Origin of the sequence: Streptomyces sp. NPDC053427, from assembly GCF_044544985.1 — a bacterium.
Taxonomy (GTDB): domain Bacteria; phylum Actinomycetota; class Actinomycetes; order Streptomycetales; family Streptomycetaceae; genus Streptomyces.
Genome location: NZ_JBITYA010000006.1, coordinates 1 through 16,670, shown reverse-complemented (window position 1 = coordinate 16,670; position 16,670 = coordinate 1). Strand labels below are relative to the sequence as shown.

The 16,670-nt window shown below is 72.8% G+C and carries 14 protein-coding genes; 6 read left to right on the top strand and 8 right to left on the bottom strand.

Going from position 1 to position 16,670, the window contains the following annotated elements; translation table 11 throughout:
- Positions 1 to 154: 154 nt before the first annotated feature.
- The 3 genes from ACIGWZ_RS17480 to ACIGWZ_RS17470 form a co-directional block, all read right to left on the bottom strand.
- Positions 155 to 1,345 (bottom strand): lipid-transfer protein, encoded by a 1,191-nt coding sequence (locus ACIGWZ_RS17480; RefSeq protein WP_400065457.1) that lies wholly within the window; start codon positions 1,343 to 1,345, stop codon positions 155 to 157.
- Positions 1,342 to 1,800, bottom strand: coding sequence for a Zn-ribbon domain-containing OB-fold protein (locus tag ACIGWZ_RS17475; protein WP_400065455.1), 459 nt, complete (start codon positions 1,798 to 1,800; stop codon positions 1,342 to 1,344). The genes ACIGWZ_RS17480 and ACIGWZ_RS17475 overlap by 4 nt, the downstream gene beginning before the upstream one ends.
- A 138-nt stretch (positions 1,801 to 1,938) precedes the next feature.
- The gene (locus ACIGWZ_RS17470) at positions 1,939 to 2,301 is read right to left on the bottom strand and encodes an Mpo1-like protein (protein ID WP_400065453.1); all 363 of its coding nucleotides are present in this window, start codon (positions 2,299 to 2,301) and stop codon (positions 1,939 to 1,941) included.
- A gap of 194 nt (positions 2,302 to 2,495) precedes the next feature.
- On the opposite strand from ACIGWZ_RS17470, the gene ACIGWZ_RS17465 reads away from it, so the two are divergent.
- From ACIGWZ_RS17465 to ACIGWZ_RS17450, 4 genes are read left to right on the top strand one after another with little or no spacing between them, the layout of a single operon-like run.
- Positions 2,496 to 3,359: an NUDIX domain-containing protein gene (locus tag ACIGWZ_RS17465; RefSeq protein ID WP_400066434.1), complete on the top strand. Its 864-nt coding sequence runs from the start codon at positions 2,496 to 2,498 to the stop codon at positions 3,357 to 3,359.
- Complete coding sequence (locus ACIGWZ_RS17460; protein ID WP_400065451.1) at positions 3,356 to 4,399, top strand: molecular chaperone DnaJ; 1,044 nt, start codon at positions 3,356 to 3,358, stop codon at positions 4,397 to 4,399. The genes ACIGWZ_RS17465 and ACIGWZ_RS17460 overlap by 4 nt, the downstream gene beginning before the upstream one ends.
- A 46-nt stretch (positions 4,400 to 4,445) precedes the next feature.
- Positions 4,446 to 5,441 (top strand): hypothetical protein, encoded by a 996-nt coding sequence (locus tag ACIGWZ_RS17455; RefSeq protein ID WP_400065449.1) that lies wholly within the window; start codon positions 4,446 to 4,448, stop codon positions 5,439 to 5,441.
- Between the two features lie 27 nt (positions 5,442 to 5,468).
- Positions 5,469 to 6,833, top strand: coding sequence for an adenylosuccinate synthetase (locus ACIGWZ_RS17450; protein WP_400065447.1), 1,365 nt, complete (start codon positions 5,469 to 5,471; stop codon positions 6,831 to 6,833).
- Here ACIGWZ_RS17450 and ACIGWZ_RS17445 read toward each other — a convergent pair.
- The 3 genes from ACIGWZ_RS17445 to ACIGWZ_RS17435 form a co-directional block, all read right to left on the bottom strand.
- Positions 6,784 to 7,578 carry a M15 family metallopeptidase gene (locus tag ACIGWZ_RS17445; protein ID WP_400065445.1) on the bottom strand — a complete coding sequence of 265 codons (795 nt, stop codon included), beginning with the start codon at positions 7,576 to 7,578 and terminating at the stop codon, positions 6,784 to 6,786. The two genes, ACIGWZ_RS17450 and ACIGWZ_RS17445, sit on opposite strands and share 50 nt — an antisense overlap.
- 118 nt (positions 7,579 to 7,696) lie before the next feature.
- On the bottom strand, positions 7,697 to 7,951 hold the full coding sequence (locus ACIGWZ_RS17440) for a hypothetical protein (protein WP_400065443.1): 255 nt from the start codon (positions 7,949 to 7,951) through the stop codon (positions 7,697 to 7,699).
- A gap of 202 nt (positions 7,952 to 8,153) precedes the next feature.
- Positions 8,154 to 10,535, bottom strand: a complete 2,382-nt coding sequence (locus ACIGWZ_RS17435) for a glycoside hydrolase family 31 protein (RefSeq protein ID WP_400065441.1) — start codon at positions 10,533 to 10,535, stop codon at positions 8,154 to 8,156.
- Between the two features lie 309 nt (positions 10,536 to 10,844).
- On the opposite strand from ACIGWZ_RS17435, the gene ACIGWZ_RS17430 reads away from it, so the two are divergent.
- Both ACIGWZ_RS17430 and ACIGWZ_RS17425 read left to right on the top strand, forming a co-directional pair.
- Complete coding sequence (locus ACIGWZ_RS17430; protein ID WP_400065439.1) at positions 10,845 to 12,878, top strand: acetoacetate--CoA ligase; 2,034 nt, start codon at positions 10,845 to 10,847, stop codon at positions 12,876 to 12,878.
- 119 nt (positions 12,879 to 12,997) lie between these two features.
- On the top strand, positions 12,998 to 13,906 hold the full coding sequence (locus ACIGWZ_RS17425) for a hypothetical protein (RefSeq protein ID WP_400065436.1): 909 nt from the start codon (positions 12,998 to 13,000) through the stop codon (positions 13,904 to 13,906).
- 90 nt (positions 13,907 to 13,996) lie between these two features.
- Here the strand turns inward: ACIGWZ_RS17425 and ptsP are convergent, their stop codons facing one another.
- Both ptsP and ACIGWZ_RS17415 read right to left on the bottom strand, forming a co-directional pair.
- The gene (gene ptsP / locus ACIGWZ_RS17420) at positions 13,997 to 15,667 is read right to left on the bottom strand and encodes a phosphoenolpyruvate--protein phosphotransferase (RefSeq protein WP_400065434.1); all 1,671 of its coding nucleotides are present in this window, start codon (positions 15,665 to 15,667) and stop codon (positions 13,997 to 13,999) included.
- Positions 15,668 to 15,746: 79 nt separating this feature from the next.
- Entirely contained in the window at positions 15,747 to 16,196 is a 450-nt protein-coding gene (locus ACIGWZ_RS17415; RefSeq protein ID WP_400065432.1) for a PTS glucose transporter subunit IIA, read from the bottom strand.
- Positions 16,197 to 16,670: the final 474 nt, after the last annotated feature.

Below are 16,670 nucleotides of genomic sequence, written 5' to 3'. Positions count from 1 at the left end.
AGGCAGGCACCGCGCCAGCATGCCGCCCACGGACCCCGAACGACGCCCGGTTCACGCACTGTTCACGCATCCTTTCGGAGCGTACGGGCGGCCGCTCGGCGCTCCACACGCGATCTTCGACCGGGCCGCTGCGGGACGTCCCGCGTCCGGCACCTCACCGCACGGCGACGACCGCCGACCCGTGCCCGAACAGGCCTTGATTGGCCGTCACCCCGACCCGCGCACCGCTGACCTGACGCTCGCCCGCCTGCCCCCGCAGCTGCCGGGTCAGCTCGCAGACCTGGGCGATCGCCTGGGCCGGCACCGCCTCGCCGAACGAGGCCAGCCCGCCGCTGGGGTTCACCGGCAGCCGGCCGCCGAGCTCCGTCACCCCGTCCCGCAGCAGCTTCGCCGCCTCACCGGTCCCGCACAGCCCCAGGTCCTCGTACCACTCCAGCTCCAGCGCGGTGGACAGGTCGTAGACCTCCGCCAGCGAGAGGTCCCCGGGTCCCAGGCCCGCCTCCTCGTACGCAAGGTGCGCGAGGGACGCCCGGAAGCCGGTCGCCGGCTCCGGTACGGCGGCCGCGGAGTCGGTGGCGATGTCCGGCAGATCCAGGACGGTCCGTGGATACTGCGGGGTGGCCGTGGCGACCGCCCGGATCCGGACCGGGTCCGTGGCGCCGTGCCGCCGGGCGAAGTCCATGCTGCTCAGGACCAGCGCCGCGGCGCCGTCGGAGGTGGCGCAGATGTCCAGCAGCCGCAGCGGATCGCAGACCACGGCCGACGCGGCGACCTCCTGCGCGGTGACGCGCTTGCGGTAGCGGGCGTAGGGATTGAGGGCACCCGCCGCCGCGTTCTTCACCTTCACCCGGGCGAAGTCGTCCGTGGTCTCGCCGTACAGCGCCATTCTGCGGCGCGCATACAGCCCGAAGTACGCCGGGTTGGTGGCGCCCAGCACCCGGAACCGCAGCCAGTCCGGATCATCCGGGCGCTCGCCGCCCGCCGGGGCGAAGAACCCCTTGGGCGCGGCATCGGCGCCCACCACCAGCGCCACGTCCGCCATGCCCGCCAGGATCTGCGCCCGCGCGGTGCTGATGGCCTGCGCACCGGACGCGCAGGCCGCATAGACGCTGGTCACCCGCGCGCCCTGCCAGCCCAGCGCCCGGGCGAAGGTCGCCCCGGCCACATAGCCCGGATAGCCGCCGCGCACCGTGTCCGCCCCGACCACGCTCTGAACGGCGCGCCATTCGAGCCCCGCGTCCGCCAGTGCCTCGCGCGCCGCCTTCGTCCCGTACTCGACGAAGCTGCGCCCCCACTTGCCCCAGGGGTGCATCCCCGCGCCGAGCACCGCTACGTCGTCGGTCATGAGCCCTCCCCGCCGCCCGGTGCGACCGGCTTCCAGTGCCAGGTCGTCCAGGTGTGCCCGGCATCCTCGTCGAGGACCCCCGGCACCAGCTCGACCTCGGCGCCGACCTCGAGATCCGCGACGGTCACGCCGGGCGCCGCCTGCCCGAGCACCACCATCCGCTCCGCCGCCAGTTCCACGGCGACCAGCGTGTACGGCTGCCACTCGGCGTCGGGATCGCTGACGTACGGGGCGGGCGGACGATAGCGGGCATCGGTGTAGGACCAGACCGTGCCGCGGCGGGACAGCGGAACCTCCGCCAGCTCGCCGCCCGCGCAGCCGGGGTTACGGCAGAAGGCGTCCTCGCGCGGGAAGAACACCGCACCACAGGCCCGGCACTCCGTCCCCAGCAGCCGGAACTCCGCGGCGTCCGGATCGAACCAGCCCGGCACCACCGGCTTGCGTGAACCTGGCACGACGCCTCCCCGGAACCGACGGAACTGACGGATCGTCAGGAGTGTGCCATGCCGCCGCTCGACGCGGAAGCCCGGTACGGCCACCGGCGCGATCGAACCGATCCGACCCCGCCGAGCCCGCCGACCCCTTCCGCTACCTCACCTTCCGTTCTCCGCCAGCCACTTGGCGGCGATCTCGGACAGCTCCGCGTCCCGCCCGGCCAGCATCATCCGGATCATCCGGGCATCCCCGCGCAGCGACCACGCCGGGTGCCCGAAGGTGGCGGGGTTGTTGCCCTCGATGAGGAAGTGCGCCGGCCAGGCCGTGCCGTAGCCGATGACCGGCAGGGCGAGCAGCAGCTCGGGGCGGCGTCGCAGCGCCCCGTACGCGGACACCGCCAGCCCGGTGAGGGTGCCGGTCAGATGGATCCAGCGGGTGGCCGCCTTCGCGTGCATTGCCACGTAGTAGGGCCAGAACTCCTCGTACGAGCCGAACTCGCGGCCGCCGTGCGCATCAGTCATGTCCGCACGGTAGTGCCGCCCCTGGACGCTGTCAGTACCCGGTGCTATGTTGTTCTCGCTTCGAGAAAGACTCAAAGTGAGAACAACGAGCAGGGGGCGATGCGGCCGTGGATGCGCACCGGGGGAGTGGCGCCGCGGATGGCGGCGGCGACGGCGAGTTCCTCGCGGCGTACGACCCGCGTGACTTCCCGGCCATCGCCGTGACCGTCGACATCGTCGTACTGACGCTGCGTCAGGGCGCCCTGCACATCCTGCTCGTGGAGCGCGGCGGCCGGCCCTTCAAGGGCGCCTGGGCGCTGCCCGGCGGCTTCGTGCAGGCCGGCCGGGAATCGCTCGACGAGGCCGCGGCCCGCGAACTGGCCGAGGAGACCGGGCTGGACGCCGCCCACCTGGAGCGCGTCCACCTCGAACAGCTCGGCTCGTACGGCGACCCCGGCCGCGACCCGCGGATGCCGGTCGTCACGGTCGCCTACCTCGCCTTCGCGCCCGACCTCCCCGAGGCGCGGGCCGGCAGCGACGCCTCGGCCGCCGCCTGGATCCCGGTCGCCGGGCTGGGGCTCGGCGCCGCGGGCGGCTTCGCCGCGGGCGATACTCCCGCTTCCACCGAACCGGACGCGGCCCGCCCGCGTCCCCCAGAGCAGGGCCCGGGGCACGGGATCGACGGGGGTGGTTCCGTGCCCCGGCCCGACGACTCCCAGGAGGCGCCCGGCCGTACGGCCCTCCCGCTCGCCTTCGACCATGCGCGGATCGTCACCGACGGCCTCGACCGCGCCCGCGCCAAGCTCGAATACACCCCGCTGGCCACGGCCTTCCTCGGCGAGGAATTCACCATCGTCGAGCTCCGCGGCGTCTACGAAGCCATCTGGGGCAGCCCGCTGCACGCCGGCAACTTCCACCGCAAGGTGCTCTCGGTCCCCGGCTTCGTCGAGTCCACCGGCGCGACCGCCGCCCGCGGCGGAGCCCGGGGCGGCCCCCGCGCCCGCCTCTACCGCGCCGGCGACGCCCGGCTGCTGCACCCGGCGCTGCTGCGGCCGGACCGCGAGGAGAGCGTCCGATGACCGGCGCGGCGCGCACCCGCGCCGACGCCCGCGCCGCCCTGGCCGCCGCTCGCACCCCCGCCGACCTCTTCCCCGACGAGGACGCCGCGGCCGTCCGCATCCACCGCCGACTCGCCCGCCTGCTGCACCCGGACGCCGTCCCGGTGGCCGAACGCCCGGACGCCGAGGCCGAGTTCTCCCGCCTGCAAACCTTCTGGCAGCGCCGCACCGCCACCGCCCGCCCCACGCTCACCACCCGCCACCGCACCTACACCCTCGGTCCGGTCGCGGCCGTCGGCGACCTCGCCGCACTCCGCGAGGCGTCGTACGAGCGGGACGGCGCCCGGCACCGCGCCCTGCTGAAGATCCCCCGCGCGGTCGCCGACAACGACCTGATGGAACGCGAGGCGCAGGCCCTGAACCGGCTGGCCCGGCGCGGCGAACCCCGCCACCGCGGCTACGCACCCCGGCTCCTGGAGTCCGTCCGCCACCGCGACCCGGACACCGGGGCCGAGCGCCGCATCAACTCCCTTGTACCGCTGGCAGGTTGGCACAGCCTGACCGAAGTCCGGGACGCCCATCCCGACGGCCTCGACCCGCGCGACGCCGCCTGGATGTGGCGCCGGCTCCTGGTCGCCCTCGGCTGGGCGCACCGCACCGGCTTGGTGCACGGCGCCGTCCTGCCCGACCACATCCTCATCCACCCCGGGCAGCACGGCCTCGTCCTCGTCGACTGGTGCTACAGCACCGCCCTCGGCGACCGCGTCCCCGCCCTCGTCGAACGCCACCGCGACAGCTATCCGCCCGAGGTCACCGGCCGCCGCCCGGCGACCGAGGCCACCGACATCCACCTCGCCTCCCGCACCGTCGGCGCCCTCATGGGCGAGCGCACCCCGGAACCGATGCGGGCCTTCCTGCGCGGCTGCACCCTCCCCGCCGAGGCCCGCCGCCCGCACGACGCCTGGCGGCTGCTGGCCGAGCTGGACGAACTTCTCCACCGCCTCTACGGGCCGCGCACCTTCCGGCCGTTCACCATGCCGGGCCCGCGGCCGCATCCGTAGCCGGCACCCATCCACGCAATCCGTCACCATCTCAGGGGGAATCACCATGGGCAGCGGAACCTGGTCCACCAACGTCTACGGCGCCGCGGCGAGCTACCGCGCCGCCTCCGGCACCAGCGCCTTCGACTACAGCGACCGCACCACCAGCTCCGCACCGCGCCACACCTGGGCGGCGCACCCCTCGCTCGACCCCAAGGGACTGTCCGTCCGCGAGAGCCGCGACTCCGACGAACACCCCGCCTCGCTGGCCGTCTCCGTCCTCTTCGACGTCACCGGATCGATGGGCTCGGTGCCGCGGGTGCTGCAGACCAAGCTCCCCGAGCTGTTCGGCCTGCTGCTGCGCAAGGGGTACGTCGAGCACCCGCAGATCCTCTTCGGCGCCGTCGGCGACGCCACCTGCGACCGCGTCCCGCTCCAGATCGGCCAGTTCGAATCCGACAACCGCATGGACGACGACCTCGGCAACATCCTCCTGGAGGGCGGCGGAGGCGGCCAGATGACCGAGTCGTACGAACTCGCGCTGTACGCCATGGCCCGCCACACCAGCCTCGACTGCCACGAAAAGCGCGGCCGCCGCGGCTATCTCTTCCTCATCGGCGACGAGATGCCCTACGGCAAGATCAAGGCCCGCGAGGTCCGGGCCGTCTTCGGCGACCACCTCACCGAGGACATCCCGCTGCCCGCGATCCTCGCCGAGCTCCGGCGGAAGTTCGAGGTGTACTTCATCGTCCCGGCCGGGGCCGCCCACGTCGGCAACACCGCCGTCCTCGGCACCTGGCGCAAGCTCCTGGGCCAGAACGTCATCGAACTCGACGACCTCGGCGCCGTCTGCGAAACCATCGCGCTGACCATCGGCCTCGGCGAGGAGGCCATCGACCTCGCCTCCGGGCTCGACGACCTCGCCGACATCGGCTCCGACGCGGGCGCCACCGTCGGCAAGGCGCTGGCCACCCTCGGCCGGGGGAGCGGCACGGTGGCCCGCTCGACCGCACCGCTGATCGACGGCGACGACCGCGGGGCGGACGGCACCACCCGCCTGTGAGCCTGGAACACCGACCCTGGAGACACCGTGCACACCATCGTGGTCGACCTCGGCTACGGCGACGCCGGCAAGGGCACCGTCGTCGACCGGCTCTGCGCCCCCCGACCGGGCGCGGCGCCGGTCACGGCGGTGGTCCGGTTCAACGGCGGCGCCCAGGCCGCCCACAACGTCGTCACCACCGACGGCCGCCACCACACCTTCGCCCAGTTCGGCTCCGGCACCTTCAGCGGAGTCCCCACCCACCTCTCCCGCCTGATGCTGGTCGACCCGCCGGCGCTCGCCTCCGAAGCCCGCCACCTGGCCGAACTCGGCGTCCCCGACCCGCTCGCGCTCCTCACCGTCGACCGCCGCGCCCCCCTCACCACCCCGTACCACGCGGCGGCCAACCAGGCCCGCGAACGCGCCCGCGGCGCCGCCCGGCACGGCTCCTGCGGCATGGGCATCGGCGAAACCGCCGCCTACGCCCTCGCCCACCCCGCCGACACGCCGACGGCCGGCGACTGCACCTCCCGAACGACGCTGCGCCGCAAACTCGCCCTGCTCCGCGACCGGCTGACCGATGATCTCGGCCCGCTCCGGGCCCCGCCGGTCGAGGCCTGCCTGGACGCGTTCACCGCCTTCGCCGACCACGTCACGCTCGTGGACGAGACGCATCTGCCCCGGCTGCTGCGCCGCGGACCGGCCGTCTTCGAGGGCGCCCAGGGCGTGCTGCTCGACGAGTGGCACGGCTTCCACCCGTACACCACCTGGTCGACGACCACCTTCGACGGCGCCGAATCCCTCCTCGCCGAGGCGGGCCGGCCGCGGGGCTCCGCGCTCCGCCTGGGCGTCGTACGGACCTACACCACCCGGCACGGCCCCGGCCCCCTCGTCACCGAGGACCCCGCCCTGGCCGACGCCCTCCCCGAGCCGCACAACGGGCACGGCCGCTGGCAGGGCGCCTTCCGGGCCGGGCATTTCGACGCGCCCGCGCACGCGTACGCGGTGGCGGTCTGCGGGGGAGTGGACGGCCTCGCCGTCACTCATCTCGACGCCCCCGCCCGCTGTCCGGGGCTGCGCATCGTCCGCGGCTATCGCACCCCGGACGGCCCGATGGACCGCATCCCCACGGCCGCCCGTCCCGGCGACCTCGTCCGGCAACAGCGGCTCACCGAGCGGCTGTTGACGGCCCGGCCGGACGGCCGGCAGTCACCGGGCAACGACCCGCACGCCTGGACGGAGGCCATCGCCGGTGCCCTGTCCGCCCCGGTGCTGATGGAGTCGTACGGGCCGACGGCGGCCGACAAGACCGACTCGCTCGGCACGTTCGGGGAGGCCGGCGCGGTCGGGGAAGGCGCAGAGGTCACCGGACCGGGAAGTCGAAATAGGTGTCCGGAAAGGTCTCCGGCTTGAAGGTGTAGTGCCACCACTCTTCCGGGAGGTTCACGAACCCGGCCCGCTCCAGGCCCTCCTTGAGCAGCAGCCGGTTCGTCAACTGACGTCCGTGGACCCGGGGATCGAGGGTGTGCGCGAGCGTGTCGAAGCAGTCGAAGCCGGTCCCCATGTCGAGGGAGTTGTCCGGGAAGCGCGCGGCCTTCGGCCCGTAGCACGGCGTCAGCGGCTCACCCGGCACATACGGACGGGTGGGCACGGCCGGCAGCCGCACCAGCGTCACATCGAGGGTGCTGCCCCGGCTGTGGCCGGACTTGGCGGCGATATAGCCGTCGTCGAACAGCTTCGTCTTGTCCACCCGCGGATAGAACTCGGCCTTCATCCGCTGGTCGCCGAGGTCCTTGGCCCACCGCACGAAGTGGTCCACCGCGCGCTGCGGCCGATAGCAGTCGTACACCTTGAGCGAGAACCCCCGCTTCAGGAAGGAGCGCTGGGCGCGGTGCAGCGCCCGGGCGGCATCCCGCGTCAAAAGGCACGTCGGCCTGCGATAGCCGTCCACCGGTACGCCCATGAAGTCGTGCGGCGTGAAATAGCGCATCTCCTGAAGGATCGTGGGATCCACGTCCCGCAGCGCCACGAACTCCTTCGGCCGGTCGGACGGAGGCGGCGCGGCGCCCGCCGCGGCGCTCGACGGGACGACGGTGACGGTCAGCAGGGCGGCGGCAGCGACGGCGAGGCCGCGCAGCGCGGCAGCAAGTCTCGGCATGACCCTCATCTACCAGCCGCGCCACCGGAGCGGAAGGCCACGGCTGCCCGCGGATGGCGCGGGAGGAGTACGCCTCGTCGGCCGAGGCCACGACGCGAAAGCGAGATTCCGGTCGTGGTCAGGCGTCCTCGGCATCCAGCTCGAACGTGAAATAGATGCTCAGGCAGTAGGGCTCGTCCTCGTCATGGAAGAAATCCCATGACACGTCCGACAGGCGGATGCTCTGTTCCCGCACCCACTCATGGGCTTTCTTGAAGGCGTCCGCGGCGGTTCCGGCGGTAAACAGCTTCCTCGCCATGGGATGCACCCCGGTCTCGGCATCCGAATCGTCGAAGCCCTCCGGAACGTCCAGGCAGAAGTGGGGATCGAGCACCGTGGAGCACGCCCTTTCCGGTCGGTTTTGCGGTACGAGTCGACAGAGGCCGATCCTGCGAGTCCTCCGAGTCCTCCGGGTCCGCTGAGTCCGCCGAAGTCCTCCGAGCAAGACGCCCGGTAAGACCGCCGCACACCTGGGAGGGTTGCTTCCGGCGAGCACACGGCGGCGCCGCGGCCCGCGATGACCCGAACGACACGCCCTAGATATCCAGCCCCCGCACCCGCACCGGATACCCCACCGCGCCCCCGCCCTGCCGCTCCACCACCACCGAGTCGCCCTCCAGCCGAGAGGTGAACCGCTCCACCTCCGGCCGCCGCCAGCCGTCCCCGACATCCGGCACCACCATGCCGGCGCCCCGGCGCCCCGCCGCCGGCGCCCACACCTCCAGCTCCGTCCCACCGTCCGCACCCGCCACGGGCAGCACCGCACCCGCCCGCGCCAGCACCGGAATCCGCGACAGCGGCGCGTCCACCACGACCCGGCCGGGCCCCTCGTACGCCCGCCCGGTGGCCGTGTCGTACCACCGCCCGCGCGGCAGCCGCACCGAGCGCCGCGTCACACCCCCCGCCAGCACCGGCGCCACCAACAGCCCGTCCCCCAGCAGGAACGCATCCTCACAGTCCCGCAGTTCCCGGTCCCGCGGCGCGTTCCACCACAGCGGCCGGACATACGGCGCGCCGGTCAGCCGCGCCAGCTGCCCCAGCGTCTGGAAGTACGGCAGCAGCCGCTCCCGCTCCGACAGCGCCGCACGGGCGTGCTCCAGCACCTCGCTCCCGTACTCCCACGGCTCCCGCCGCCCCGCCCGGACCGCCGAATGGGTACGGAACAGCGGCAGATACGCACCCAGCTGGAACCACCGCAGATACAGCTCCCGGGACGGCTCCGCCGAGAAGCCGCCGATATCGGGGCCGCTGTAGGGGACCCCGCACAGCCCGAGGCCGAGCACCAGCGACAGCGAGGCCCGCAGCCCCGGCCAGCCCGTCGCCACATCCCCCGACCAGGTGCCGCCGTAGCGCTGCAATCCCGCCCAGCCCGACCGCGAGAACAGGAACGGCCGCTCCTCGGGCCGCAGTTCGCACAGCCCCTCATAGCCGGCCCGCGCCATCGCCAGCCCGTAGACGTTGTGCGCCTCCCGGTGGTCGCCGCCCCGGCCCTCCAGGGCGTGCCGGGCCGAACGGGGCAGCGTCGGCTCCCCGAAGGCGGCGAAGGACACCGGCTCGTTCATGTCGTGCCAGACGCCCGCGAAACCCTGCGCGAGCCGCTCCGCGTACAGCCCGCCCCACCACTTGCGCACCCGCGCATCGGTGAAGTCCGGATACACCGACTCGCCCGGCCACACCACCCCGCGCACCTCCCGTCCCAGCGCGTCCCGGACGAAGGCACCGGCCGCCGCCCCGCCCTCGTAGACCGCATCGCCCGGCGCCGCCTTCACCGCCGGATCCACGATCGACACCAGCCGCACCCCCTCGGCCCGCAGCTCCCGCGCCAGACCCGGCAGATCCGGATACCGCTCCTGGTCGACCGTGAACACCCGGTTCCGGTCGAAGTGGTCGATGTCCAGGTGGACGGCGGACAGCGGCAGACCGCGCTCCCGATACCCGGCCACCACCCGGCGCACCTCGTCCTGCCCGCCGAAACCCCAGCGAGCGTGCTGGTGTCCGAGCGCCCAACGGGGCGGCAGCGCGGGCGCGCCGGTCAGCGCCGTCCACCCCGCAAGCACCCGGGAGGGAGGGCCGAGCAGCACCCAGTAGCGCAGCGGCCCGCCGTCCATCCGCAGCTCACAGCTGCCGGGCCGGTCGTGCCCGGAGCCCGCGCCCTCCGCGCCCTCGCGCAGCGTCGCCCGGCCGTCCCAGGAATTGTCGTGGAAGACCAGATGCGTCCCGGCGTCCGCCACCACCAGCTGGACCGGCATCGTCAGGGACAGCGGATCGTCCCCGGGCACGAACGCCCCGCCCGGATCGGTGTTCCACAGCCGGTACACACCCTCCCGCAGCCGTGGCCCGTGCGCCCGGCCGCCCAGCCCGAAGAACCGGGCATCGGCCGCCACCTCCGAACGCTGTATCCAGCGCGAGACACCGCACCCCTCCGGCCGCCCGTCGGCCACCGTGCCCGCGGGATCCCACCAGCGCGGCGGCAACTCACGCCGCAGCGTGACCCCACCGGGCGTGCGCACCTCCACCGCGCCGTGCCGGGACACCGTCACCAGCACCCGCTCCGAGACGACCCGCCAGCCGCCCTCCGTGTCCGGCTCCAGCACCGCCCGCGGGTCCACCTCCGGACACGCCCCGGCCAGCGCGTACGAGGGCTCCGGCTCGGCACCGTCCCAGCCGCAGAACACCGCGCCACCCGACGCGACCCGCACCCGCAGCGACGACCGAGCGAAATGGATCAGCCCGCCCCCCGGCTGCGGCTCCGCACCGCTTGCCGTCCCCGGCACCCGCGCCCGTTCCGTGCCCCGCCGCGCAAACGCCTGCGCATCCGCCTTCCGGCGCTGCCACGCCATGCGCACGGACCGCAGCCCCTGCGCCGGCCCGACCGCCTTGACCATCCGTACCGACCGCACCAGATCCCGCCCGTCCATGCAGGCCAGCCTGCCATTGACGCACCCGAATGCGGGCAGCGTTCAACTGCCGTTCACCTCCGCGGGGTCACCCTCGGCCACCTTCGGGCGCGCGGAGCGGAGACCCGATGGCCTGATACGACCGGGCCACCGGACGATCACCGCCCACCGTGGCCGCCGCCACCCGCCGAATCCGCGGCCCACCCTGGTGCACAAGTCGATCACATGGCATCGTCGCGGCAAGCCGTGTCACGCGTACGCCCCACCCACCTGGCAATCGGGGCCGCGCACGACCGACGCACACCACGCGTACCGCCCGGGAGCCGCATCATGACCACCGCACCGCAGTCCGACGCCCAGCCGGAACCGCAGCCGGAAGCCCTCTGGCAGCCCGGACCGGACCGCATCGCCGGCGCCCAGGTCACCCGCTTCCACACCTGGGCCGCCGCACACCACGGCGCGCCCGCCCCCACTCCCGGCGACCCCGCCGCAAGCTACGCCGACCTGCACCGCTGGTCCGTCGCGGACCTCCCCGCCTTCTGGCAGGCCACCGCAGAATGGTTCGACGTCCGCTTCACCACCCCCTACGAAACCGTCCTCGCCGACCGAACGATGCCCGGCGCCCGCTGGTTCCCCGGCGCCACCCTCAACTACGCCGAACACGCCCTGCGCGCCGCCGAGGACCCGGCCCGCGCCGACGCCCCGGCGCTGCTGTACGTCGACGAGACCCATGAGCCCACCCCCGTCACCTGGGCCGAGCTGCGCGACCAGGTCGGCTCGCTGGCCGCCGCACTCCGCCGCCTCGGCGTCCGCCCCGGCGACCGCGTCAGCGGCTACGTCCCCAACATCCCGCAGGCCGTCGTCGCCCTCCTGGCCACCGCCGCGGTCGGCGCCGTATGGACCTCCTGCGCCCCCGACTTCGGCGCCCGCAGCGTCCTGGACCGCTTCCAGCAGATCGAACCGGTCGTCCTGTTCACCGTCGACGGCTACCGCTACGGCGGCAAGGAACACGACCGCCGCGACACCGTCACCGAACTCCGCGCCGAACTCCCCACCCTCCGCGCCGTCGTCCACATCCCCCTGCTCGGCACCCCCGCCCCCGAAGGCGCCCTCAACTGGCCGGACCTGATCACCGGCACCACCGAACCGCCGGTCTACGAACAGGTCCCCTTCGACCACCCCCTGTGGGTCCTGTACTCCTCCGGCACCACCGGCCTGCCCAAGGCCATCGTCCAGTCCCAGGGCGGGATCCTCCTCGAACACCTCAAGCAGACCGGCCTGCACTGCGACCTCGGCCCCGACGACCGCTTCTTCTGGTACACCTCCACCGGCTGGATGATGTGGAACTTCCTCGTCGGCGGCCTCCTGGTGGGCGCCACGATCGTGCTCTACGACGGCAGCCCGGGCCACCCCGACATCGCCGCCCAGTGGCGGGTCGCCGAAACCACCCGCGCCACCGTCTTCGGCACCTCCGCCGCCTACGTCATGGCGTGCCGCAAGGCCGATATCCACCCGGCCCGCGACCTCGACCTCTCCGCCATCACCTGCGTCGCCACCACCGGCTCCCCGCTCCCGCCCGACGGCTTCCGCTGGCTGCACGACAGCTTCGCGGAGAGTGGCGCCGACCTGTGGACCGCCTCCGTCAGCGGCGGCACCGACGTCTGCAGCTGCTTCGCCGGCGCCGTCCCCACCCTCCCCGTCCACATCGGCGAACTCCAGGCCCCCTCCCTCGGCACCGACCTCCAGGCCTGGGACCCCCAGGGCAGGCCCGTCATCGACGAGGTCGGCGAACTCGTCGTCACCAACCCCATGCCGTCCATGCCCCTCCGCTTCTGGAACGACCCCGACGGCAGCCGCTACCACGACAGCTACTTCGACATGTACCCCGGCGTCTGGCGGCACGGCGACTGGATCACCCTCACCTCCCGCGGCAGCGTCATCATCCACGGCCGCTCCGACTCCACCCTCAACCGCCAGGGCGTCCGGATGGGCTCCGCCGACATCTACGAGGCCGTCGAACGCCTCCCCGAGATCCGCGAATCCCTCGTCATCGGCCTCGAACTCCCCAACGGCGGCTACTGGATGCCCCTCTTCGTCCACCTCGCCCCCGGCGCCACCCTCGACGACGCCCTCCGCGACCGCATCAAACACACCATCCGCACCGAACTCTCCCCCCGCCACGTCCCCGACGACATCATCGAGGCCCCCGGCGTCCCCCACACCCTCACCGGCAAGCGCATCGAGGTCCCCGTCAAACGCCTCCTCCAGGGCACCCCGCTCGACAAGGCCGTCAATCCCGGCTCCGTCGACAACCTCGAACTCCTGCGGTTCTACGAGCAGGTGGCTCGCGACCGCGCCGAGTAGCCACGCCACAGGCCCTGGTCGGCGCCCGTCCGCCGGGCGCCGAACGGCCGTTGTCAGACCCCCCGATTACTCTCAGTGACAAGTGACGTTCGACCAACGCGCCTCACTGAGGGGGAGTCATGACATCCACCACCCGGCACACCGACCAGGCCGCCGCCCGCCGCAAACTGCGCCGCGAAGTCCCCAGCACCGCCGCCGTCCTGGCCGACGAACGGGACTTCGCCGCCATGCGCCGCTACCGCACCTTCCCGTTCGACGACCACCGCAGCTACCTCCAGCAGATGGAAACCCTGCTGCGCACCCTCGCCGCCCAAGGCGTCCTCACGACCCTGAGCCTCTTCGACCCGGTCGCCTACGAGCAGTACTGCGCAGACCTGGCCCTGGACCCGGACCGCCCCGACAGCCGTACCCGCTACACCGCCGAACTCGCTTGTACGGGAGCGACGTTGCCCTACAAGGGCGAACCGCTGGCCCAGCTCCTGCCCCGGCTCATCGAGGAGGCCGACCGCCAGGCGACCTGGGACCAGGCCTCCGCCCTCCTGGCCCGCGCGGGCAGCTGCCAGGACTGCGGCGCCGACCTCGGCCATGCCGCCTTCGCCCGCGCCACCGCCGCCGTCCGACAACTCCTCGAAGCCCTCGGCGACGGCACCCACCACCTCGTCTGCAGCATCCCCGCGGGGGACCCACCCCTCCTCGCGGTCCTCCACACCACCACCGGCGAGACCGACCGACCCCAGCTCTCCGAGTCCGAAACCCTCATCTTCTGTACGGTCCTCGCCGCCGGCCTGGCCCTGTGCACCCCGGGCGGCATCGTCGCCCGCACCACGGCCGACGACACCGGTGAGCGCTCCACCGTCCGCGGCTGGTCCCTGCGCGACGCCTGGCCCTGCCCGCTCACCGAGGCCGAGGTCTTCACCGCCTACTGCACCGACGCCGAGACCGGCGAGCCCATCGCCCCCGAGCACGGCGTCGACTACGCCCCCGGCCTCCCCCTCACACCCCCACCGGACGAACACCGCCACCGCTGACCGCGCGCCCACGCCCGCCCGCAACGGCAGACGGCCGCCCCGCCACAGGGGCGGGACGGCCATCGGTCACTCCTGGAGGACTCCCCGGGCTCACTCCCCGGACAGCACCGCCCGCACCGCGGCCCGCGCATCATCGGCGGTGTCCGCGGCCCGCGCCGCCGCCGCCGCACGCTCGCACTGCGCCAGCGTGTGCTTCGCCAGCGTCGCGCGCACATACGGAATCGACGCCGCACCCATCGAAAGGCTGGTGACACCGAGCCCCGTCAGCACACACGCCAACAGCGGATCGGCCGCCGCCTCACCACACACACCACAGCTCTTGCCCTCGGCCTTCGCGGCCTCGGCCGAGGCCGCCACCAGGTCCAGCAGCGCCGGCTGCCAGGGATCCTGCAGCCGCGACACCGCACCCACCTGACGGTCGGCGGCAAAGGTGTACTGCGCCAGGTCGTTGGTCCCCAGCGAAAGGAACTCCACCTCTTGCAGAATCGACCGCGCCCGCAGAGCCGCGGACGGAATCTCCACCATCGCGCCGAACTTCGCCTGCAGCCCGGCCTCCCGGCACGCATCCGCGAACGCCTTGGCGTCGATCCGGTCCGCCACCATCGGAGCCATGACCTCGAGGTAGACCGGCAGCCCCTCGGCGGCCCTGGCCAACGCGGTCAGCTGCGTCCGCAGCACATCCGGGTGGTCCAGCAGCGTCCGCAGACCCCGCACACCCAGTGCCGGGTTCGGCTCATCGGCCGGCGTCAGGAAGTCCAGCGGCTTGTCGGCGCCGGCATCCAGCACCCGCACGACCACCCGACCCTCGGGGAACGCCTCCAGCACCTTGCGGTACGCCTCGACCTGCTTGTCCTCCGACGGCGCCTTCTTGCTGTCGTCCAGGAACAGGAACTCGGTACGGAAGAGACCGACCCCCTCCGCCCCGGCCTCCACGGCAGCAGGCACATCGCCCGGCCCACCGACATTCGCCAGCAGCGGCACCTTGTGCCCGTCCGACGTCGCGCCGGGCCCCGAAGACGCCGCGAGCGCGGCCTTCCGCTCCGCCGCGGCCTGCTCCAGTGCCGCCCGCTTGTCCGCGTCCGGCTCGACGAACACCTCACCGGTGCTGCCGTCCACCGCGATCACGGTGCCCTCGACGATCTCACCCGCGCCGGCCAGCGCCACCACGGCCGGCACCCCCAGCGCCCGCGCGAGAATCGCACTGTGGCTGGTAGGCCCGCCCTCCTCCGTCACGAAACCCAGCACCAGCGCCGGATCCAACAACGCCGTGTCGGCCGGCGCCAGGTCCCGGGCGATCAGCACGAACGGCTCATCGCTGTCCGGCACACCCGGCATCGGCACACCCAGCAGCCGCGCGACGATACGGTTCCGCACATCATCAAGATCGGCGACCCGCCCGGCCAGATACTCACCGGCCCCCGCCAGCAACGCCCGATAGGCGGCAAAGGCGTCGTACACCGCCCGCTCGGCGGTGCTGCCCACGGCGATCCGCCGCTCCACATCCGCCATCAGCTCGGGGTCCTGCGCCATCATGGCCTGCGCCTCGAGCACGCCCTGCGCCTCGCCGCCCGCCAGATTCCCCCGCGCGACCAGATCAGCGGCAACGGCCTCCACGGCCTGACGTGCGCGCCCCTGCTCGCGCTCCGCCTCCTCCGCCGGAATCTGCTTGGCCGGCGGCTCGAGTACCGCCGTACCCATGTGCCGCACCTCGCCTATGGCCACGCCGTGGCTCACGCCGACGCCCCGCAGCGTTGTCTCCATGTCACCCGTCTCCCTTGATACGGCGGTCCCTGCCGCCGCGATGGATGTCGTACCTGCCGTCAAGGACGGCGTCCGGCTGCTACTGCCAGGAGAAGAGCGTGTCGCCCGCCTTGACTTCGCCGTCCTCGCGCACATCACCGAGCGAGTCCGCGGCCGCCTCCAGTGCGACGACGGGGCACACCGCCGACTTGCCGGCCTCCTCGACCGCAGCCGGATTCCAGCGCACGACCGCCTGGCCGCGGGAAACGGTGTCGCCCTTGTTGACGAGCAGCTCGAAGCCCTCGCCATTGAGCTGAACGGTGTCGATACCGAGGTGCGTCAGCACCCCGTGCCCATCGGCGTCGACGACAACGAACGCATGCGGGTGCAGCGAAACAACAACGCCGTCCACGGGCGCAACGGCCTCGGACGGCTCACGAACGGGGTCGATGGCGGTACCCGGACCCACCATCGCTCCGGAGAACACCGGATCGGGCACTGCCGCGAGTCCGATGGCGCGTCCTGCAAGAGGGGACGTCACGGTGGTCATGGGAAGCCTCCCAGGGGTGGAGATTCATCAGGCCGCCGTCACTACCTGTCCTGGACGGCGCACCGTTCAGAAGCGTAAGTCATAAGAACGGCCGATTCCGCATGGGCGACACCGGCCGAACGGGCCCTGAGTCCCGCTGAATCGATTTGCCTCGCCCACAGCAGGCCTGTACTGTCTGAGACCTGCCCCAGACGCCAGGCCGCAATCAAGTGCGGCCCGGACGGCCGCGGGCGGCACTCCCTCAGATTCTTGATCGAGATTCTCGAATTCGTGTGCTTCTGCATGCCTGCAGAAAAACGCCGGTTCGAAAGCCCCGAAAAGGCCTGATAGAGTGTGAAACACCGAAGGGAAGCGCCCGGAGGAAACCCGAAAGGGAATCCAAAGGAAGCGTCCGTTCCTTGAGAACTCAACAGCGTGCCAAAAGTCAACGCCAGATATGTTGATACCCCGTCGACCGGAAACTTCCGGGAGATG